Consider the following 20,014-nt stretch of genomic DNA (forward strand, 5'->3'; position numbering starts at 1 on the left):
CAAATTAAAAGTTGATATGTATGACAATACGCCGGTGATCAGCCAAAATAGCTCCCCTTAACAGATTAGACTGGTCCAAGACCTACAACGACAACAAGGAGCTTTTCGTGGCTATCACTGTATCCATTGAGCTGAACCGGGACATCGAGATTCCAGGCAGTTACGACGAGGTATTCGAGCTTCTCGCCGATGTACCCCGGTCGGCAAGCCACTTCCCCAAGGTCGACAAGCTGATCGACCTGGGTGACAACGTGTACCGCTGGGAGATGGAAAAAGTGGGTGTCGACAAGCACGCCATCCAGTCCGTCTACGCTTGTCGCTACGCCGCTGACAAAGACGCCGGCAAGATCACCTGGGAGCCGGTTCGTGGCGAGGGCAATGGTGTGGTGAAGGGAGCCTGGGTGCTCCGCGCCAACGGTGATAACGCCACGTCTGTCAAGTTCCAGACCAGTGCCGAGCTGACCGTGCCGCTGCCGGGCCTGCTCAAGCTGGCGATCAGCCCGGTGATCAAGCATGAATTCAACAGCCTGGTTGATACCTACATGAACAACCTGAAGAAGGCATTCTGACGACCACGGCTATGATCGTCATAGCGGTGTTTGCGGGACGTCGGGAAAGTTAAACGGTATAATCGGCAGGAAATGTTTCCCGGCGCCCCGGCGCCCGATTTAACTACGGAGTCCCCATGGCCGAACGTAAGGCTCGGGTTGAAAGAAATACCCTTGAAACCCAGATCACCGTCGAAATCAATCTCGACGGTAGCGGCAATGCCTGTTTTGATACCGGTGTGCCTTTCCTTGAGCACATGATGGACCAGATTGCCCGCCACGGGCTGGTGGACATTACCATCACCTCCAAAGGCGACCTGCACATCGATGACCACCACACGGTGGAAGACATCGGTATTACCCTCGGCCAGGCGTTCAAGCAGGCGGTGGGTGACAAGAAAGGGATCCGTCGTTACGGTCACGCCTACGTGCCGCTGGACGAAGCGCTGTCACGGGTGGTGATCGATCTGTCCGGACGTCCCGGCCTGATCATGGATGTGCCCTACACCCGTGGTTCGGTGGGCGGCTTCGACGTCGACCTGTTCGAGGAGTTCTTCCACGGCTTTGTAAATCACTCCATGGTGACGCTGCACATCGACAACCTGCGTGGCAAGAACACCCACCACCAGATCGAGACGGTGTTCAAGGCGTTTGGCCGTGCCCTGCGCATGGCGATCGAAATGGACGAGCGGATGGCGGGCATTACCCCGTCTACCAAGGGCTCGCTGTAACCGGAACTGCGGGCGGCACGGATCGGTACTGCCTGGTATTGATCAGACCGCCGGCCGCAGTCCGTTCTCACTGCATTCAGGAAACCTGTTCCCGATATGAAAACCGTTGCCATCATCGATTACGGCATGGGCAATCTGCACTCCGTCAGCAAAGCGGTGGAGCACGTGGCCCCGGATGTCCGGGTGCTTGTCACCGACAACCCGGACCTGATCCGTGCCGCAGACCGGGTGGTACTGCCCGGTGTCGGAGCCATCCGTGACTGCATGGGTGAAATCCGCCGGCTGGGGGTGGATACCCTGGTGAAGGAGGTGGCTGTGGACCGCCCCCTGCTCGGGATCTGTGTCGGCATGCAGGCGCTGATGTCCCGCAGCGAAGAAAACGGCGGAGTGGACTGTATCGGCCTGTTCCCGTCGGAGGTGCGGTTCTTTGGCGACAACCTGACCGAGAACGGCGAGCGCCTGAAAGTCCCGCACATGGGCTGGAACGAGGTCTACCAGACCCTCGATCACCCGCTGTGGCACAATATCCCCGACGGCGACCGTTTCTATTTTGTCCACAGTTATTACGCCGAAGCCGAGCATAACCCCGACATGGCCGGCCGCACCCGCTACGGCGTTGACCTGGCTGCCGCGGTGGCGCGGGATAACATCTTTGCCGTACAGTTCCACCCGGAAAAGAGCGCCCGGGCCGGATTGCAGTTGCTGAAAAACTTTGTGCAGTGGGCGGGCAAGTAACCGGCCCCGCCCCAGCCTGACCGAATCTACTGGAAGACCACTTATGCTGATTATCCCCGCCATTGATCTGAAAGACGGCAAGTGTGTACGCCTGCGCCAGGGCCGTATGGATGACTCCACCGTGTTCGGTGACGACCCCGTCGACATGGCCACCCGCTGGGTGGAGGCAGGCGCCCGTCGCCTGCACCTGGTTGATCTGAATGGTGCCTTTGCCGGTGAGCCGGTCAACGGTGAGATTGTGCAGGCGATTGCCCGCAAATTTCCGGACCTGCCCATCCAGATCGGCGGTGGTATCCGGTCTGCGGAAACCATTGACGCCTACCTGAAGGCGGGCGTGCAGTGGGTCATTATCGGTACCAAGGCGGTCAAGGAGCCGGAGTTCGTCACCGAGATGTGCAAGCGCTTCCCGGGGCACATCATTGTCGGCCTGGATGCCAAAGACGGCCGCGTCGCCACCGATGGCTGGGCAGAAGTCTCCGAAGTGATGGCAGTGGATCTGGCGAAGCGCTTCGCCAATGACGGCGTCGAGGCCATTGTGTATACCGATATCGCCCGCGACGGCATGATGCAGGGGGTCAACGTGGAAGCGACCGCCGCGCTGGCGGAGCAGGGTGGCATTCCGGTGATAGCCTCCGGTGGCGTTACCAACATGGATGACCTGCGCCAGCTGGCCACCGTGGCGGATAAAGGCATTCTCGGCGCGATCACCGGTCGTGCCATCTACGAAGGTACGCTGGATGTGGCGGAAGCCCAGGCGTTCTGCGACAGCCTCGAGCAGGCGGGGAGCTGAGTCATGGGGCTGGCCAAGCGCATCATTCCCTGCCTGGACGTGGATAAGGGTCGGGTGGTCAAAGGGGTAAACTTTGTCGACATCCGCGACGCCGGTGATCCGGTGGAGGTGGCCCGCAAGTACAACGAGCAGGGCGCTGACGAGATTACCTTTCTGGATATCACTGCCAGTCACGAGAGTCGCGACACCACCTATGAGACGGTTGAGCGGATGGCGAGCCAGGTGTTCATTCCGCTGACAGTGGGTGGCGGCGTACGTACGGTGGAGGATATCCGCAAGCTGCTGAATGCCGGTGCCGACAAGGTGTCCATCAACACGGCGGCGGTCTTCAATCCGGACTTTGTCCGGGAAGCCGCCGAGCGTTTTGGTAGCCAGTGTATCGTTGTCGCCATTGATGCCAAGCGGGTGAGTGGTGAAGGCGAGGCGCCGCGCTGGGAAATTTTCACTCACGGTGGCCGCAAGCCGACCGGGCTGGAGGTGGTCGCATGGGCCCGCAAGATGACCGAGCTGGGGGCAGGCGAGTTGCTGCTGACCAGTATGGACCGTGACGGTACCAAGATCGGCTTCGATCTGGAGCTGACCCGTGCCGTGAGCGATGCGGTTTCGGTACCGGTGATTGCCAGTGGCGGCGTTGGCGAGCTGCAGCACCTGGCGGATGGCGTCACCAAAGGTGGCGCCGATGCAGTGCTGGCGGCTTCCATTTTCCACTTCGGCCAGCACACCATTCCCGAGGCCAAGGCGTTCATGAAGGCTCAGGGCATCGAAGTCCGCGACTGAGCGTTTCCGGCGGGGTGACTGCCACCCCGCCGTCGGTTTTTCCTTTCTTTTCCGCTATGGCTTGCGCGCCAGCGCCGGCGACACCGGTTGCTTGTCGCCTTCGGCAAACATCGGCTGGTTGTTATTGCGGATGGCCCACAGCCCGCTGACCGTTGCAATGGCAATGCCCTGGGCATCAAGCTCCGGCAGGTGTTTCTCCAGATAATCCACGGTGACCCGGTGGGGATGGCCAATGCCCACCGCAGTACCGTTCTTCCTGGCAGTGCGGATCAGCAGCTGGAACTGGCGATGGACAAATTCCTCGGTTTGCTCGTGGTCCAGAAAGACATCCCGGGTCATGGTGGGAATCTGGTAGGCGGTGGCCACATCCCCGGCGACGGTGTTGGCAATGGTACGGCTGTCGACAAAGTACAGCGGGTAGCGGTCCAGCTCCGACATCACCCAGTCCATAGGCTCAAGCTGCTGGGTCAGCAGGCTGCCCATATGGTTATTGACACCGCGCACGTGGGGAATGGACTGCAACGCCCGGCGCAGGGTGGTGCGGATGCTGTCCTGGTCCATGTCCGGTGTCAGGCCGCCCGGGCCGAGGCCGAAGTTGCGGGTGTTGGCCATGGGTGCGTGCAGCATGACCTCCTTGTGGTTCTGGTGGGCCTGCCGGGCCAGCTGCGAAGTGTGGCGGCGATAGGGCAGGAACGCCAGGGTAAGAGGTTGCTCGAGGGCAATCAGCCGTTCGCCCTCTACCAGGTTATGCCCCATGTCGTCGATGATGATCGCAATGGTGGGCGGCCCCTGGTGGCGACCGGTTTCCTGCGGTCCGGCCGCAAGGGTGCAGGCCGGGCCGAGCAGGAGTGCTAGTGCCAGAATACAACGGTGCATCAGTTGCTCTGGCCCTGACTGCCCCGGTCGAGAATCTTCATTCCCTTGAGCAGGTTGAGTGCGGAGCGGAGCTGGTAGTCGCGGTCCACCGGCGAAGCGTCGGCATCGCTGCCGTCTTCGGCTGGTTCGCCATCCGCCTCGCTATCGCCATTTTCGAGGTGGCCGCTGAGGTCCGCCTCGGTGAAGAACGGCTTGCCGTCGAATTCGGTCAGCCGGGCGGGTTTCACCTCGATATCGGGGGTGATGCCCTTGGCCTGGATTGAGCGACCGTCCGGCGTAAAGTAGCGGGCGGTGGTCATCTTGATGGCATGGGTTTCGTCGAGGGGGATGACGGTCTGGACGCTGCCCTTGCCGAACGACTGGGTGCCCATGACGACAGCGCGGTGGTGGTCTTGCAGGGCGCCGGCGAGAATCTCTGACGCGGAGGCAGATCCACCGTTGATCAGCACTACTATCGGCGTGCCGGCAATGTGATCGCCGGGCTTGGCGCTGAAACGCAGCCGCGAACTCTGGATGCGGCCCTCGGTGTACACGATCAGGCCCTCGTCCAGCAGTGCATCGGCGGCTTCTACCGCCGCCTGCAGGATGCCGCCGGGGTTGTTGCGCAGGTCGATTACCACACCGTCCAGCTTGCCCTTGTTGTCTTTTTTCAGGTCGTCGAGGGCACGGACGAACTCGCTGCCGGTTTCGGCCTGGAACTGGGTGATGCGCACATAGCCGTAGCCGTTCTCGATCAGCCGGGACTTGATGCTCTTGACCTTGATGATGTCCCGCACCACGTCTATTTCAATCGGTGCACTCTCGCCTTCCCGCATGATGGTCAGGGTCAGGGTGGTGCCGGGTTTGCCGCGCATCAGCTTGACCGCCTCTTCCAGGGACATGCCTTTGACCGGCTGGTCGCCCAGCTTGATGATCAGGTCGCCGGCCTGCACACCGGCTTTCTGTGCCGGGGTGTCGTCGATGGGGGCGATTACCTTGACGAAGCCGTCCTCCATACCCACTTCAATGCCGAGGCCGCCAAACTCGCCGCTGGTGCTCTCCTCGAGCTGCTCAAATTCCTTGGGGGCCAGGTAGGTTGAATGGGGGTCCAGGTTGGACAGCATACCCTTGATGGCATTTTCCAGCAGGGTACGATCGTCCACTTCTTCGACGTAGGCATCCTTGATGCGGCTGAATACCTCGGTGAACTTGCGCAGGTCCTCAAGGGGCAATTGCTCTTCCGGGTCAGGGAGCCGGAGTTCCACTTGCTCGCCGTTCTGCAGGGACTCGAGGATCTGTTCCTTTGACGGTGTAGTGTCCTGTGCGCCTGCCGCCCCGGAGAGCAGGGCCAGGCACGTTGCCAGTGCCAGTGCACCACGGGGAGTGGACTGAGGGTTTCTTCCTGCCCTTATCATTCACGTATCCTGTTATTCTGATAGTGGAATTGGTTCCTGAAGCTGTGCCTCACAGTATGGCGTCAGCTGCCTGCTTTGTCAGCACCCGTGAGGCACCGCGATTCAGGCGGTCAGTCAGCGACCTGCCAGCCAGCGGCGGGGGTTGTCCGGCTTGCCCTTGTAGCGGATCTCAAAATACACTGCGGGCTCGGTGGTGCCGCCGGTCTGGCCTGAAATGGCGATCACTTCGCCGGCATCCACCCAGTCGCCGGGGCTGGTCAACAGGCTGCTGCTGTGGCCATAAAGGCTCATGTAGCCGTCGCCATGATCGATGATGGTGATCAGGCCAAAGCCCCGCAGCCAGTTGGCAAACACCACCCGGCCATAGTGGACGGCGCGTACGTCGGTTTCGTTGCCGGTGCTGATCAGCAGGCCGTTGTGGCGCAGTTTGCCTTCGGCGAGGGTTTCGCCAAAGCTGCGGCTGACCTTGCCCTTGGCGGGCCATGGCAGCTTGTTGCGCAGGGCGCGGAAAGGCTTCGATTCGTTGGGGGCGGGGATGCTGGCGATGGCCTGCTCCACTTCCCGCAGCAGTTTTTCGAGCCGCTTGCGGTCGGCATCGAGAGACTGCCGTTCGTTCTTGCGGTAATTGATGTCTTTGTTCAGTGCGGCGAGGGTCTGCTGGCGTTTGGCCTTGCCGGCCTCCAGCTTGTCCTGGCGCTCGGCGACACCTTTCTCCAGTTCGCCAAGCCGCAGCCGGGTTGCCAGCATGTCCTTTTCGGTACGCTGCAGTTCGCGCAGGTTGCGGTTGAAAGCTTCGAGACGGGTAACGGTATCCTTGCTCAGGTACTCGTAGTAGGTCATGGTGCGGGCAATGCGATCCGGGTCGATCTCGTTGAGCAGTACCCGAATGGCCGGGGTGTCGCCCTCCATCCAGGCGGCCCGGACCTGTTGCCTGAGACTCTTGCGCTGGCTTTCCAGGGTGCGCCTGAGCTCCGCTTCCTGCTGCTGCAGCTGCGCCAGGTTCTGTTCCTGGGCGGCAATTTTGCCCCGCAGCTCCCGTCGTTCACGGGTCAGCTGGCTGATTTCCTGCTCGACATCACGAAGCTGCCGCTCCAGGCTGGAGCGGTCCTGTTCGGCTTCATTGAGCCATTGGTCGATACTGGCGATCTTGTCCTTGAGCGCTTTGACCTGGCCGGGGGTAACCTGCTCTTGCGCCAGTGCCGCCGCCGCACCCAGTAACAGTGCGGCGGTCAGCAAGGTGCGCAGGATCAACCCAGCTTGACCAGGCTGTGGCCAGTCATTTCAGCGGGTTGGTCAAGCCCCATCAGCGTCAGCAGCGAAGGTGCCACGTCGCTGAGGCTGCCGTCGTCACTGAGGGTTACCGGCTGCGGGCCGACATACACCAGTGGCACCGGGCCGATGGTGTGTGCGGTGTGGACCTGGCCGGAGGTGGGGTCGGTCATCTGCTCGCAGTTGCCGTGGTCTGCAGTGATCAGCGCCTGGCCACCGACCTCTTCCAGCGCCTCGCAGACCCGCCTCACGCAGGTATCGAGACATTCAGCAGCCTTGATGGCCGCATCGAGCTTGCCGGTGTGGCCAACCATGTCGCCGTTGGCGTAGTTGCACACCACCAGGTCGTACTTGCCGCTCTTGATGGCTTCCACCAGCTTGTCGGTGACTTCCGGAGCGCTCATTTCCGGTTGCAGATCGTAGGTGGCGACCTTCGGAGACGGCACCAGGATCCGGTCTTCGCCCTCGAACGGAGTTTCCAGGCCACCGTTAAAGAAGAAGGTGACGTGGGCGTACTTCTCGGTTTCGGCGATGCGGAGCTGGGTCTTGCCCAGCTTGGAGACGTACTCGCCGAGGCCATTGCTCAGGGTTTCCGGCGGGTAGGCGCAGGCAGTTCTGATGTCGGCGGCATACTCGGTCAGCATGACAAAGTCGGCCAGTTCCGGGTGCTTGCGACGGTTAAAGCCGTCAAAGTCACGCTCCACGAAGGTGCGGGTCATTTCCCGGGCACGGTCGGCGCGGAAGTTCATGAACAGCACGGTGTCGCCATCGTTGATGGTGCCTTCGCTGTCGCCGGCCGCGCGGATGCGGGTCGGTTTGACGAACTCGTCGTTCTCGTCGCGGGCGTAGGCCATCTCAAGACCGGCCACCGCGGTGTTGGCGGTAAACTCACCTTCGCCCAGGGTCATCAGGTTGTAGGCGGCTTCCACCCGGTCCCAGCGGTTATCCCGGTCCATGGCGAAGTAACGGCCGACAATCGAGGCTACCCGGCCGACGCCCAGTTCCGCGAGCTTGGCAGAGGCCTTCTCGAGGGAGGCCAGCGCGCTGCGGGGGGGCATGTCACGGCCGTCGAGGAAGGCGTGGATATAGACTTCCCTGGCGCCGCGGCGGGCCGCCAGTTCGGCGGCAGCGAGGATGTGGTCCTCGTGGCTGTGGACACCGCCCGGGGAGAGCAGACCCATCAGGTGGACGGCACGACCGCCGCTGACGGCCTTGTCGATTGCCGCGCACAGCACCGGGTTTTCATTGAAGGTACCGTCGGCCAGGTCCTTGTCGATGCGGGTCAGGCTCTGGTAGACCACGCGACCGGCGCCAAGGTTCATGTGGCCAACTTCGGAATTGCCCATCTGGCCCTGGGGCAGGCCGACGAACATACCGGAGGTGTTGATCAGGGTCTTCGGCTGCTGTTGCCAGATCTGGTCCCAGTAGGGCGTGTTGGCATTGCTGATGGCGTTGTCTTCGGCCGGGTCCCGGTGGCCCCAGCCATCGAGAATAATCAGGGCAGTCGGCTTGCGCGTCGTGGTCATCACTCGTTCCGGTATGGTTGGACTGTTTACAAGCTGGAACGCGAATTCTAACCGTTTTCGTGATCTCAGGCTATGGACGCCGCCTTCTGTCACCGGCCGCGGGTGTGTATAATTCCGCGAAATTAATCAGTAGGGTGTTTTCATGGAAAGGTTGTTCGAGTTCGTCGTCAATCACTACATTCTGGCGTCCCTGTTTGTGGCACTTCTGGCAGCGATCCTGTTGCTGGAATCGCGTCGCGGCGGCCAGAAGGTATCGGCTCAGGCGGCAGTCAGTCTGATCAACCGTGACGAAGCCATTGTGGTGGACATCCGTGACCGCAAGGATTTCAACGAGGGTCGGATCACCGGCTCGGTCCATATCCCGCTGAGCAGCATCAAGGAGCGCGCCGCGGAGCTCAAGAAGCACAAGGACAAGCAGATCATTGTGGTGGACAAGATGGGCCAGCATGCCGCCCTGGCGGTGAAGCAGCTGACGGCGGAAGGGTATACCAACGTGGTCCGGCTCAATGGTGGCATTGCTGACTGGAAGGGCAGCAACCTGCCGCTGGTCCGCAAATAAGCGATCGCGTCCGCCTCTTGAATTGCGCGCGAATCTGACGCACTGTTTCACATCCGTACGCGGAGCCAGGGGTTAACTGTTCCGGCCGCGCTTTAAACAATAACAGGGCCCGCGGGCCCTACCGAGACCGAAAGGATTGAACATGGCTGAAAATCAGCAGGCCGCAGCAGGCAGTGAAAACCCGAACCAGCCGCAGTTCCACCTGCAGCGGATTTACCTGAAGGACCTGTCTTTCGAATCACCGAATGCCCCGGTGGTTTTCCAGGAGCAGTGGAAGCCGCAGGTCAACCTGGACCTGAACACCAGTCACACCAAGATCAGCGACAACCAGTATGAGGTGGTGCTGTCATTGACGGTTACCTGCAAGCTGGGGGAAAAGGTTGCCTACCTGGTCGAGATCCAGCAGGCCGGGGTTTTCCTGGTACAGGGCATTGAAGGGCCCCAGCTGGGTCAGATGCTCGGTGCCTATTGCCCGAACATCCTGTTCCCCTACGCCCGCGAGTCCATTGACGGCGTGGTGAACAAGGGCAGCTTCCCGGCTTTGATGCTGGCCCCCGTCAACTTTGACGCGATTTACGCCCAGGCCCTGCAGCGCAAGCAGGAAGAGGCCGCAGGCGAAGCCCGGGAAGAGCAGACGCACTGATCCCGCCAGCCCGGCAATGCCATAAAAAAACCGGCCACGAATGGCCGGTTTTTTTATGGCTGGGAGCAGCGCTTTCTACACCGCACCGTCAAATCCCAGCTGTCGCCAGGCCTCGTACACCACCAGGGCCGCTGTGTTGGACAGGTTGAGACTGCGGCTCTCCGGTCGCATCGGTACCCGCAGCCGGTGGCCCTCGGGTAGCGCGTCGCGGATATCGGCCGGCAGGCCGCGAGTCTCCGGGCCAAACATCAGGTAATCCCCCGCCCGAAAGCTGACCTCATGGTAGGGGCGGGAGCCCTTGGTGGTCAGGCCAAACAACCGGGTCGGCTGCTCGGCGGTCAGGAAGGTCGGGTAATCGCGATGCACCTTCACCCTGGCGTATTCGCTGTAGTCCAGCCCGGCCCGCCTCATCTGCTTGTCTTCGAGGGAAAATCCCAGCGGTTCGATCAGATGGAGCTGGCAGCCGGTGTTGGCGCAGAGCCGGATGATATTGCCGGTATTCGGCGGTATCTCCGGCTCGTACAGCACGACGTTAAACACCGGCGCTTAGCGCTCGACCGCCAGGGCGACACCCATGCCGCCGCCGATGCACAGGGTTGCCAGGCCTTTGCGGGCGTCACGGCGTGCCATCTCGTGCAGCAGGCTGACGAGAATCCGGCAACCGGAAGCACCGATCGGGTGGCCGAGGGCAATGGCGCCGCCATTGACGTTCACCTTGTCGGTGTCCCAGCCCATATCCCGGTTCACCGAGATGGCCTGGGCGGCAAAGGCTTCGTTGGCTTCGATCAAGTCCAGGTCGTCGACACTCCAGCCGGCCCGTTGCAGACAGAGCTGGCTGGCCGGGATCGGCCCGGTACCCATGATGGTGGGGTCGACACCGGCGCTGGCGTGGGCGCGGATGGTGGCCAGCGGGGTCAGGCCCAGCTCGCGGGCTTTGTCGGCGCTGCAAACCAGCACCGCGGCCGCGCCGTCGTTCAGTGACGAGGCGTTGCCGGCAGTGACGGTGCCGTCCTTCTTGAACGCAGGGCGCAGCTTGGCGAGGCTGCCTGCGGTTACGCCATCGCGGGGGTTCTCGTCGCGGTCCACGACGATCGGGTCGCCCTTGCGCTGGGGGATGCTCAGCGGCACGATCTGGCCATCAAAATGGCCGGCCTGTTGGGCGGCCACCGCCTTTTGCTGGGATGCCGCGGCGAAGGCATCCTGTTCCTCGCGGCTGATGCCGTATTTTTCGACGACGTTCTCGGCGGTGATGCCCATGTGGTAATCGTTGAAGGCATCCCACAGGCCGTCGTTGATCATGGTGTCGATCATCGTCCAGTTACCCATGCGCTGGCCGTTGCGGCTGTTGGGAACAACGTGGGGCGACTGGCTCATGCTTTCCTGGCCGCCGGCAATCATCATCTCGGCGTCGCCACAACGGATTGCCTGGACCGCCATGTGAATGGCCTTGAGACCGGAGCCGCAAACCTTGTTGATGGTCATGGCCGGCACCGAAGCGGGTATCCCAGCGTTGATGGAAGCCTGGCGCGCCGGGTTCTGGCCGCAGCCGGCGGTCAGGACCTGGCCGAGTACCACTTCGTTGATCTGGTCCGCAGCAACGCCGGTTTCTTCCAGCAGGGCGCGGATTACGGCGCTGCCCAGCTGATCGGCGCGAAGGCTGGCCAGTGACCCGCCGAAAGCACCGACGGCGGTGCGCTTGGCGGCAACAATTACGACGTCACGCATGAATCTTCTCCGGTTGAGAGGATAACGGGGGCAGCAAATTGGCTTCGTTGCCGCCCCGGGGGAATGGTTGCGTTGGCATTGTATCGGAAAGCCGTGGCTGCACCCAAGCAGTTGCCGGCCCCCGGAGCCGGCGGGGGTGGCAACTGCAGCGCTACATATTCAGGCTGCGGCCGCCATCGACTGCAAGGATCTGGCCGGTGACAAAGGGGGCGTCACAGACGAGGAAAGTGATGGCGGCGGCAATGTCATCGGGATTGCCGGTGCGCGCCAGCGGGGTTTTGGCAAGAATGCTCTGCTGGTACTGCTCGTTGATGGCGGCATCGCCGCCGGGCCAGAGGATAGCGCCGGGTGATACGCCGTTGACCCGGATATCAGGCGCCAGATCCCGCGCCCAGGAGCGGGTCAGCGCGGCCAGGCCGGCTTTGCTGGCGCAGTAGAGCGGATGGTCCGGCAACGGGCGTTCGCTGTAAATGTCGATCAGGTTGACGATGCTGCCCCTGCTGGCTCGCAGCGCCGGCAGCAACGCCTGGCCGAGGAAGAACGGCGCGCGCAGGTTGGTGTGCATGATGCGATCCCAGTCGGCAGCGGTGGCCTCGTCGGTCGGGTTCGGATAGAACACCGAGGCGTTATTGACCAGGGCATCAAGTCGTCCCCAGCAGGCGACGGCGTCCGTGGCGAGGCGGCCGAGGTCCTGGTCGCGGTCCAGTTCTGCCGCGATGGCCATTGCGCTGTCCGGGCGGCACTGGTTGAGGCTGGCAACCAGGGCCTCGGCCTCAGCCTTGCGGGCGCGGTAGTGGATGATGACGTTCCAGCCCCGCTCATGGAGCCGGCTGGCGGTGCGGGCACCGAGGCGGTGTGCGGCACCGGTAACCAGGGCGACGGGGCTGGCGATCATTGCGGGTGACGGATGTGCGGAATCCACAGCGGGCTCCTTAGTGGGCGGTCAGAATGTCTGCAATACGACGCAAGCGCTCGTTCCGGATCGCCTCACCGAGTGCCTTGCCCTTGTGGCCCTGTGCCATCAGTTCCCGGGGGTTGACGGCGCGGGCGGCTGCCACGGCTTGCTCGAGGATATCAAAGCCGGCTGGCCGGGTGTCGGCGAGCGTGCAGCGGCAGGCCTGTAACAGCCGCTCAAAGCGCTCGGGGCGGCGCCACACATCGGCCTGTTCGAGGATGTCCAGCACGGCTTCGGCGCACTGGTCGCTCGTTTCACTATCGCCATTCCCGGTGACCCGGGCGATGGCAGGGCCCAGGGTAACGCAAAGCCGGGCAAGGTCCTTGCAGTCGTTCGGGGCCTTGAGGGCTGCCGCACGGTCAATGGCGGCAGCGGCGCCGACGGCGCTCAGCAGCGCGGCGAACCGCACCTCCAGGGGCCAGTCATGGGCCTGGCAACACTGTAACGCGGTCATGGCCCCTGCCAGGATGGAGGGCTCCTCCAGTTCGGGAATCAGCACCGTCAGCGCTCCGCACGCCTGCAGGACGTCAAAGAACGTGGTCGGCGACTGTTCCATCAGGGCGCGCTGGATTTCCTGCCAGACCCGCTCCGGGACCAGGTGGCCAACTTCGCCGGAGCGTACCATGTCCCGCATCAGCGCCATGGTCTCCCCGGCCACGGTGAAGCCCTGGGGGGCAAATCGGGCGGCGAAACGGGCGGTGCGCAGGATGCGCAGCGGGTCCTCGGCGAATGCGCTGGAGACGTGGTGAAGTTGCCGGGCGGCGAGGTGGTCGCGGCCATGAAACGGATCGACCAGTTCGCCGGTATCGGATTTTGCCATGGCGTTGATGGTGAGGTCGCGACGGCGCAGATCGTCCTCGAGGGTCACGTCCGGTGCGCTGTACACCTCGAAACCGTGGTAGCCGCGGCCCTGCTTGCGCTCGGTGCGGGCGAGGGCGTATTCCTCACGGGTCTTCGGGTGCAGGAACACCGGGAAGTCCGCGCCGACCTGTTTGAATCCCCTGGCCAGCATGTCTTCGGGGGTGGCGCCGACCACGACCCAGTCCCGGTCCTTGACCGGCAGGCCGAGCAGTTCGTCCCGCACCGCGCCGCCAACGAGATAGGTTTCCATGAATCCTGCTGCCTTTTCTGGAGGGACAAGTCCCGTGTGCGTGGGTGAAACGGGGAGATTATCGGCGGGCAGCCGCCGGGGTGCAAACCGGGAATTAAAAGGCCCGTTGGGGAACGGGCCTTTTGATAGTGTCTGATCAGTGGCGGGAGGTCAGAACGCAACACCGAATTCGAGTGCGGCGCCGAACTCGGCATCACTGACCAGCGCGCCGATATCGAGACGGGCACCGAAAGGGTTCAGGCCCAGGCCCGCGGTCAGCTGGGTCGACTCTTCAACACCTTTGTTTCCGCTGTTATCCGCAAGGTTCTGCCGGACCCCGATGCGCAGCTGGGCGTAGCGCAGGGCATCGAACTCCGCACCCAGAGCCAGCCACTGGGTGTCGTCTTCATAGCCGAAGGCCTGCTGTTTGGTCAGGTCCAGCTCTGCAGTCACCACATGGTATTCGCTGGCGTGGGCAATGCCGACGGTCAGTTGTGGATTCAGCTCCAGGGTGCGGACTTCCTCGCCCAGTTCAGGACGGGTCGCTGCCGAGTCCAGGTCCATGGGAATGATGTTGCGAACCGCCGCGCCGAGGTTCCATTGCTGTTCCGTGCCGAAACGGTAGGCGGCGCCGATGTCGAAGTTCAGGCCGCTCTTGCTGGTTTCGTAGGTGCTGGCGTCGAAGTCGTTATCGTCGAAGCCGGAGACGGTTTCGGTGTACTGGAATGTGCGCAACTCAACGTATTTCGGTGACACGCCCAGCTGCAAGCTGCGGTTGTCCTGCAGGGTTACCGTGCGGGCAAAGCTCAGCCCCACTTCGGCGACGGCGGAGGCCAGGATGCTGCCCCGTGACTGCAGCTGGTCGGCAAAGCCGGGATTCAGCGCGCCGTTTTCAATAGCCGCCAGCAGGGCATCGTCATTGTCATCATACTCGCCGCGCACTGTGGCCCGCAGACTGCCCTGGGTGAAAAAGCCCACCGACAGGGTGTTGTTGGGGATCGCGAGGCTGATGCCAAGACCGGCATCAACCCGCATGGTGTCTTTATCGAAATCCTGCAGCTGGCGGCGGAGGTCTGCGGCGCCGGCCTGGGCTCCGGCGGTATCGAGGGTGTTAATGGCGTCATCGATGCGGTCGATGGTGGTTTGCATGTCGTCAATCTGGTCGACGGTGTCCTCGTCGTCGGCAACGCGGGCATTGACGGACGGCAGGATCAGCCCGAAATCGTCGGACCAGGCGTGGTGGTCCGCCGCCAGCATGGCCGGATTGGCACTGTTGGCTGCAGCCGGGTGAGCAATGGCCACGCCGGTGCCGCCCATGGCGAACGAGCGGGCGGTCAGGAAGTTCTGGGGGGCGGCCAGGGCGGAGGTGGTAGCAGCCGACAGGCTGATGGCCAGGGCAAGCCGGGATACGGGTACAGCGCGCATGAAAAGGGTCTCTCCTGGTTATGAAAAGCGGCGACATTATTAAATCAGTCAGTTATGTCGCCAAAGACACGTTCAGGAGATTAATAGAGTTCCGCCGGGCCGGCATGGGGTAACTGGTAACGGATTGTTTACCAACTGTTAATGTCGGGGAGGTTCGGCCCGGCGGGGCCGGGCTGAGGGCAGCGGCAAGTGATACGAGGGCTCAGGCCTGGCCGGTCAGCGCTGCAAGGTCGCGAATCTTGCCCACCATGGCGCGCAGGCCGTTGCCGCGGGTCGGCGAAATGTGGCGGAACAGGTCCAGCTGCTCGAACAGTTCGTCGATGTCGGTAGCCAGCAGGTCCCGTGGGGTCTTGCCGTTGAGTGCCACCAGGATGATCGCAGCCAGGCCGCGGACAATCATGGCGTCGGAGTCGATCAGCAGATAGAGTTTGCCGCTGGCCTCATCGTAGTGATGAATCAGCCACACCTGGCTCTGGCAGCCGTGGACGTAGTTTTCCTCGACGCGGGCGTCGTCCGGAAACGCCGGCAACTGCTTGCCCAGGTCAATGATGTAGGCGTAACGCTCCTCCCAGTCGTCGAGGAACTCGAAGGCATCGAGCACGTCTTCCAGGCGGGTGTCCTTGCCGAGCGGGTTGTTCAGAAAGTCCTGTACACTGGCGGTCATTTACAGCATTCCCAGTTCAAGCTTGGCTTCGTCGGTCAGCATGTCGTTGCTCCAGGGCGGATCGAAGGTCAGCTCGACGGTCACCTTGTCCACGTTGGGAACATGCTCGAGTTTGCGTCGGACATCTTCGGTGATGACCGGGCCCATGCCACAGCCGGCGGCTGTCAGGGTCATCTTGACGAAGACCTCGTTGCCGGCGTCGGTACCGTTGCGCACGTCGCACTCGTAGATCAGGCCGAGATCCACCACATTGACCGGGATTTCCGGGTCGTAGCAGTTGCGCAGGGCTTCCCAGACCTGGTTTTCGTTGACGGAACCGTCTTCCGGGGTTTCGAAGCTGCTTTCCAGGGGCTGCTTGCCGAGGGCGTCGGCGTCGTGGCCCTCGATGCGGGCCAGGTTGCCATTGACGGCCACGGTAAACGTGCCCCCGAGTGCCTGGGTGATGGTCACAAAGGTATCCGACGGAATCATGATCTCGGTTCCGGACGGTACAAGGCGGGCTTCCACCTCACGTTTGGTCAGCACCACTTCCCGTTCTTGCATGCCCAAGCTGGCCTCGCTGTTGACTGTTGATTACCTGACTGCCGTTGACCGGCCCGGTTCAGGCAACCGTGAAACTTTCTCCGCAACCACACTCCGCCGTGGCGTTGGGGTTACGGAACTGGAACATGGAATTCACGCCTTGGGTGACAAAGTCGATCTCGATGCCATTAACCAGCGGCAGGTGTTCTTCCCTGACGAACACATCCACGCCGTCGATGTGGAAGATGCGGTCATCACTGCCCGGTTCTTCCACCCATTGGGTTTCATACTTGAAGCCGGAGCAGCCGCTCTTGCGGATTGCCAGGCGGATGCCTTTGGCTTCCGGCTTCTTGTCGAGTTGTTTGCGCACGTGCTTGACCGCGGCGGGTGTCATCGACACTCCCACGGTCGGCGTAAAGACTTCGGCTGTCATTGAACCACCTCCATCAGGCAAACAGACGCTGGATTTTTTGCAGAGCGGTGAACAACTGGTCCACCTCATCTAACGTATTGTAGAACGCAAAGGAGGCCCGGGCTGTACCGGGAACTCCGTAGAAGTCCATCAGCGGCATGGCGCAATGGTGACCAGTGCGGATGGCAATGCCCTGCTGATCCAGCAGGGTGCCGATATCACTGGGGTGCAGGCCGGCAATCTTGAACGACATCACCGGCACCTTGTGGCTGGCGGTGCCGATGATTTCCATGCCGGGCACGGATTCAACCAGCTGGTTGGCGCGGTCCAGCAGGGCGTTTTCGGCGGCTTCAACGGCTGGCCGGTCAAGCTGGCCAAGGTACTTGATGGCAGCGCCCAGGCCGACCGCTTCGGCGATGGCTGGTGTGCCCGCCTCGAATTTGTATGGCAACACGTTCCAGGTGGTGCCGCTAAAGGACACCCGCTCGATCATTTCACCGCCGCCCTGGTAAGGGGGCATGGCTTCCAGCAGCGCAGCCTTGCCATACAGTGCGCCAATGCCGGTGGGGCCGAACACCTTGTGGGACGAGAACGCGTAGAAGTCGCAATCCAGCGCCTGAACATCGGGCTGGAAATGGGGCACCGCCTGGGCGCCATCGACCAGGGTGATCACCCCGCGGGCCTTGGCCCGGGCAATCAGCTCGGCAACCGGATTGACGGTACCCAGTACGTTGGATACATGGGTGATGGCCAGGACCCGGGTGCGGTCACCCAGCAGGCTGTCGAAAGACTCCAGGTCAAGCTCTCCCCCGGGGGTGACCTGTACCGGCACCACCCGGGCGCCGGTACGCGCGGCAATCATTTGCCAGGGCACGATGTTGGCGTGGTGTTCCATCTGGCTGACCAGAATCTCGTCGCCTTCCCGCAGTTGCGGTGCCAGGCCGTTGGCCACCAGGTTAATGGCCTCGGTGGTGCCGCGGGTCCAGATGATTTCGCGGGTGCTGGCGGCATTGAGAAAGTCGCGGACAATCTCCCTGGCTCCTTCAAAGGCCGCGGTGGCGCGGTCTCCCAGGGTGTGGGCACCGCGGTGGACGTTGGAGTGCATCTCCCGGTAATAACGATCCATGGCATCCAGGACGGCCAGCGGCTTCTGGGCCGACGCTCCGTTATCCAGATACACCAGCGGCTTGCCATTCACCTGTTGCGCCAGGATCGGAAAGTCCCGGCGGATGGCTGCTGCGTCGAACGCCGGCTTGTTGGCGGAATTTGCCACGGACAGGTCAGTCATAACCGGTCAGGCCTCCTGGAATGTCTGGTCAAAGAAGTCGCTCAGCCGGGCCTGGGCGGTTTCTTTCACCGCCTCGACCGGAATCTGATCAACCAGCTCGTTGATAAATGCCATGGTCAGCAAAACATTAGCGTCGCGGCGGCCGATGCCGCGGGATACCAGGTAAAACAGTGACGTTTCGTCGAGCTGGCCGATGGTGGCGCCGTGGGCACACTTGACGTCGTCGGCGTAGATCTCGAGCTCCGGCTTGGTGTCGATTTCGGCACCGTTGTTGAGCAGCAGGTTCTTGTTGTTCATATCCGCGTTGGACTTCTGGGCGTCCTGGTGGATGTGAATCCGGCCGTTGAACACTGCGTGGGACTCGCCGGCGGCAATGTTGCGATAGGTTTCTTCACTGTTGCAGTGGGGCGCAATGTGCTCGATGGTGGTGTGGTTGTCGTAATGCTGCTTGCCCTGGGTGACGACCACGCCGTTGAGCTTGCACTCCGCGCCCGGTCCTTCCAGGCGCACCTGGAGGTCGTGCCGGCGCAGCGGTCCACCGAAGCCGACACAGTGGCTTTCAAAGCGGGCATTGTCCAGCAGGCGAACGCCGGTAGCGCCCAGGTGCTGGACGTTCTGCTCTTCCATCGCCAGGCGGACGCTGGTGATGCTGGCGCCATCGCCGAGGGTGAACTCGGTGACGGTGTTGGTCATGGCCACCGCCGTCCCGCTGGAGGTGTACTCCTCGACGATGGTGGCTTTGCTGTGGCGCGCCGCGTCCACATAGATCCGCGGGAAGGCGGAGCCGCTGCTCTCGGCACCGGTCTCGTGGATGATGAACAGTGGCTGGTCGAGAACCGCCTCCGGCTCCAGGGTAATCAGCAGGCCATCTTCGAAGCGGGCGGAATTGAGCCCGGCCAGCTGCACGGCCTGGCGGTCCAGGGTGCCGTCGAGGCGCTGGGCCAGCGTGGCCGCCTCGTCGTCGGACAGCTCGCTGAAGCGGCGGACGCGGATGCCGGCTACTGCCGGCAGGTTACTGGCATCACTGACCAGCACCCCATTACGCAATACCGCACAGTAGCCAGGTGCCGCGGCGGCCGGAGTTCCGCTCACCGGCAGGGTGGCGGCAATCTCGTCGGTCAGCTTCAGGTACTTGCTGGAGTATTTCCAGTTTTCGGTCTTGCGGGTTGGCAGTGGCAGGTCGGCCAGTGCGGTACCCCGTTGTTGGCGCAGCGCAAGCAGGGCCGCGGGCAGGGTCTGCCCGGGCGGCTGCAGGAAGGCGCTGGAAAGCGTTGGTGCCGGTTTCATTCCGCGACCTCCTGTTATTGGGCTGCTACTTCGTCTTTGATGCCGAGCCAGCCGTAGCCGCGCTCTTCCAGTTCCAGGGCCAGTTCACGGCCGCCGGATTTGATAATCTTGCCGCCGGCCAGCACGTGGACATGATCCGGCACGATGTGGTTCAGCAGGCGCTGGTAGTGGGTCACCATCAGGATCGCACGGTCAGCCGAACGCAGGGCGTTGACGCCATCGGACACCACTTTGAGGGCGTCGATATCGAGGCCAGAATCGGTTTCGTCGAGAATCGCCAGTTTCGGCTGCAGCAGCAGGGCCTGCATGATTTCATTACGCTTTTTCTCGCCACCGGAGAACCCTTCGTTCACCCCGCGCTTGAGAAATGCCGGGTCGAGGTCTACCTGTTTGGAGACTTCCCGGGCCAGCTTCATGAATTCGGCGGCGTTCATTTCCGGCTCGCCCTTGTGCTTGCGCATGGCATTCACTGCGGTCCGCAAAAACTGCAGGTTACTGACGCCGGGGATTTCCACCGGGTACTGGAAGGCCAGGAAGATGCCTTCGCGGGCGCGCTCCTCGGTTTCCAGCTCCAGCAGGTTGTCGCCGTTGAGGGTGACTTCGCCTTCGGTCACTTCAAACGCTTCGTTGCCTGCCAGCACCTGTGACAGGGTGCTCTTGCCGGAACCGTTCGGGCCCATGATGGCGTGGACTTCCCCGGCCTTGATCTCCAGGTTGATGCCTTTGAGGATCTCTTTGCCCTCGACGGAGGCGTGCAGGTTTTTGATACTCAGCATTTGTAGCGTCTCTCTGTATTCT

General features: G+C 62.4%; 22 protein-coding genes. 7 read left to right on the forward strand and 15 right to left on the reverse strand.

The window, feature by feature from the left end; all coding sequences use genetic code 11:
* Window positions 1-107: 107 nt before the first annotated feature.
* The 5 genes from CLH61_RS06185 (at window position 108) to hisF (ending at window position 3,581) form a co-directional block, all read left to right on the forward strand.
* Window positions 108-569 carry an SRPBCC family protein gene (locus CLH61_RS06185; protein ID WP_099613842.1) on the forward strand — a complete coding sequence of 154 codons (462 nt, stop codon included), beginning with the start codon at window positions 108-110 and terminating at the stop codon, window positions 567-569.
* 116 nt (window positions 570-685) lie between these two features.
* The gene (hisB, locus tag CLH61_RS06190) at window positions 686-1,279 is read left to right on the forward strand and encodes an imidazoleglycerol-phosphate dehydratase HisB (RefSeq protein ID WP_099613843.1); all 594 of its coding nucleotides are present in this window, start codon (window positions 686-688) and stop codon (window positions 1,277-1,279) included.
* Between the two features lie 96 nt (window positions 1,280-1,375).
* Entirely contained in the window at window positions 1,376-2,014 is a 639-nt protein-coding gene (gene hisH / locus CLH61_RS06195; protein ID WP_099613844.1) for an imidazole glycerol phosphate synthase subunit HisH, read from the forward strand.
* A gap of 43 nt (window positions 2,015-2,057) precedes the next feature.
* The gene (gene hisA / locus CLH61_RS06200) at window positions 2,058-2,804 is read left to right on the forward strand and encodes a 1-(5-phosphoribosyl)-5-[(5-phosphoribosylamino)methylideneamino]imidazole-4-carboxamide isomerase (protein WP_099613845.1); all 747 of its coding nucleotides are present in this window, start codon (window positions 2,058-2,060) and stop codon (window positions 2,802-2,804) included.
* A 3-nt stretch (window positions 2,805-2,807) separates the two neighbouring features.
* A complete protein-coding gene (gene hisF, locus CLH61_RS06205; RefSeq protein WP_099613846.1) occupies window positions 2,808-3,581 on the forward strand; it encodes an imidazole glycerol phosphate synthase subunit HisF in 774 nt (257 codons plus the stop codon).
* Window positions 3,582-3,635: 54 nt separating this feature from the next.
* Here the strand turns inward: hisF and CLH61_RS06210 are convergent, their stop codons facing one another.
* The 4 genes from CLH61_RS06210 to gpmM form a co-directional block, all read right to left on the reverse strand.
* On the reverse strand, window positions 3,636-4,457 hold the full coding sequence (locus CLH61_RS06210) for a divergent polysaccharide deacetylase family protein (RefSeq protein WP_099613847.1): 822 nt from the start codon (window positions 4,455-4,457) through the stop codon (window positions 3,636-3,638).
* Complete coding sequence (locus CLH61_RS06215; protein ID WP_099613848.1) at window positions 4,457-5,851, reverse strand: S41 family peptidase; 1,395 nt, start codon at window positions 5,849-5,851, stop codon at window positions 4,457-4,459. Before CLH61_RS06215 ends, CLH61_RS06210 begins: the two co-directional genes overlap by 1 nt.
* Before the next feature lie 114 nt (window positions 5,852-5,965).
* Window positions 5,966-7,102, reverse strand: a complete 1,137-nt coding sequence (locus CLH61_RS06220) for a murein hydrolase activator EnvC family protein (RefSeq protein WP_099613849.1) — start codon at window positions 7,100-7,102, stop codon at window positions 5,966-5,968.
* On the reverse strand, window positions 7,099-8,646 hold the full coding sequence (gene gpmM, locus CLH61_RS06225; RefSeq protein ID WP_099613850.1) for a 2,3-bisphosphoglycerate-independent phosphoglycerate mutase: 1,548 nt from the start codon (window positions 8,644-8,646) through the stop codon (window positions 7,099-7,101). Before gpmM ends, CLH61_RS06220 begins: the two co-directional genes overlap by 4 nt.
* Before the next feature lie 142 nt (window positions 8,647-8,788).
* On the opposite strand from gpmM, the gene CLH61_RS06230 reads away from it, so the two are divergent.
* A complete protein-coding gene (locus CLH61_RS06230; RefSeq protein WP_099613851.1) occupies window positions 8,789-9,205 on the forward strand; it encodes a rhodanese-like domain-containing protein in 417 nt (138 codons plus the stop codon).
* 142 nt (window positions 9,206-9,347) lie between these two features.
* A complete protein-coding gene (secB, locus tag CLH61_RS06235) occupies window positions 9,348-9,848 on the forward strand; it encodes a protein-export chaperone SecB (RefSeq protein WP_099613852.1) in 501 nt (166 codons plus the stop codon).
* A gap of 75 nt (window positions 9,849-9,923) precedes the next feature.
* On the opposite strand, the gene trmL is transcribed toward secB, so the two are convergent.
* From trmL to sufC, 11 genes are all read right to left on the reverse strand, one after another.
* Window positions 9,924-10,388 carry a tRNA (uridine(34)/cytosine(34)/5-carboxymethylaminomethyluridine(34)-2'-O)-methyltransferase TrmL gene (trmL, locus tag CLH61_RS06240; protein WP_099613853.1) on the reverse strand — a complete coding sequence of 155 codons (465 nt, stop codon included), beginning with the start codon at window positions 10,386-10,388 and terminating at the stop codon, window positions 9,924-9,926.
* Window positions 10,389-10,394: 6 nt separating this feature from the next.
* Complete coding sequence (locus tag CLH61_RS06245; protein WP_099613854.1) at window positions 10,395-11,573, reverse strand: acetyl-CoA C-acetyltransferase; 1,179 nt, start codon at window positions 11,571-11,573, stop codon at window positions 10,395-10,397.
* A 151-nt stretch (window positions 11,574-11,724) separates the two neighbouring features.
* Window positions 11,725-12,495: a pteridine reductase gene (locus tag CLH61_RS06250; RefSeq protein WP_228152552.1), complete on the reverse strand. Its 771-nt coding sequence runs from the start codon at window positions 12,493-12,495 to the stop codon at window positions 11,725-11,727.
* A 10-nt stretch (window positions 12,496-12,505) separates the two neighbouring features.
* A complete protein-coding gene (locus CLH61_RS06255) occupies window positions 12,506-13,639 on the reverse strand; it encodes a tRNA nucleotidyltransferase/poly(A) polymerase-related protein (protein ID WP_099613856.1) in 1,134 nt (377 codons plus the stop codon).
* 150 nt (window positions 13,640-13,789) lie between these two features.
* Complete coding sequence (locus tag CLH61_RS06260; protein ID WP_099613857.1) at window positions 13,790-15,043, reverse strand: conjugal transfer protein TraF; 1,254 nt, start codon at window positions 15,041-15,043, stop codon at window positions 13,790-13,792.
* Window positions 15,044-15,245: 202 nt separating this feature from the next.
* Window positions 15,246-15,707, reverse strand: a complete 462-nt coding sequence (locus CLH61_RS06265) for a SufE family protein (RefSeq protein WP_099613858.1) — start codon at window positions 15,705-15,707, stop codon at window positions 15,246-15,248.
* On the reverse strand, window positions 15,708-16,250 hold the full coding sequence (gene sufT, locus CLH61_RS06270) for a putative Fe-S cluster assembly protein SufT (RefSeq protein WP_099613859.1): 543 nt from the start codon (window positions 16,248-16,250) through the stop codon (window positions 15,708-15,710).
* Window positions 16,251-16,308: 58 nt separating this feature from the next.
* Window positions 16,309-16,662 (reverse strand): HesB/IscA family protein, encoded by a 354-nt coding sequence (locus CLH61_RS06275; protein WP_099613860.1) that lies wholly within the window; start codon window positions 16,660-16,662, stop codon window positions 16,309-16,311.
* Window positions 16,663-16,675: 13 nt separating this feature from the next.
* Window positions 16,676-17,929 (reverse strand): aminotransferase class V-fold PLP-dependent enzyme, encoded by a 1,254-nt coding sequence (locus CLH61_RS06280; protein ID WP_099613861.1) that lies wholly within the window; start codon window positions 17,927-17,929, stop codon window positions 16,676-16,678.
* Window positions 17,930-17,935: 6 nt separating this feature from the next.
* Window positions 17,936-19,216, reverse strand: a complete 1,281-nt coding sequence (gene sufD, locus CLH61_RS06285; protein WP_099613862.1) for a Fe-S cluster assembly protein SufD — start codon at window positions 19,214-19,216, stop codon at window positions 17,936-17,938.
* A 14-nt stretch (window positions 19,217-19,230) separates the two neighbouring features.
* On the reverse strand, window positions 19,231-19,992 hold the full coding sequence (sufC, locus tag CLH61_RS06290; RefSeq protein WP_099613863.1) for a Fe-S cluster assembly ATPase SufC: 762 nt from the start codon (window positions 19,990-19,992) through the stop codon (window positions 19,231-19,233).
* Window positions 19,993-20,014 lie beyond the last annotated feature (22 nt).

The sequence above is a fragment of the Marinobacter profundi genome (assembly GCF_002744715.1).
Lineage (GTDB): Bacteria > Pseudomonadota > Gammaproteobacteria > Pseudomonadales > Oleiphilaceae > Marinobacter > Marinobacter profundi.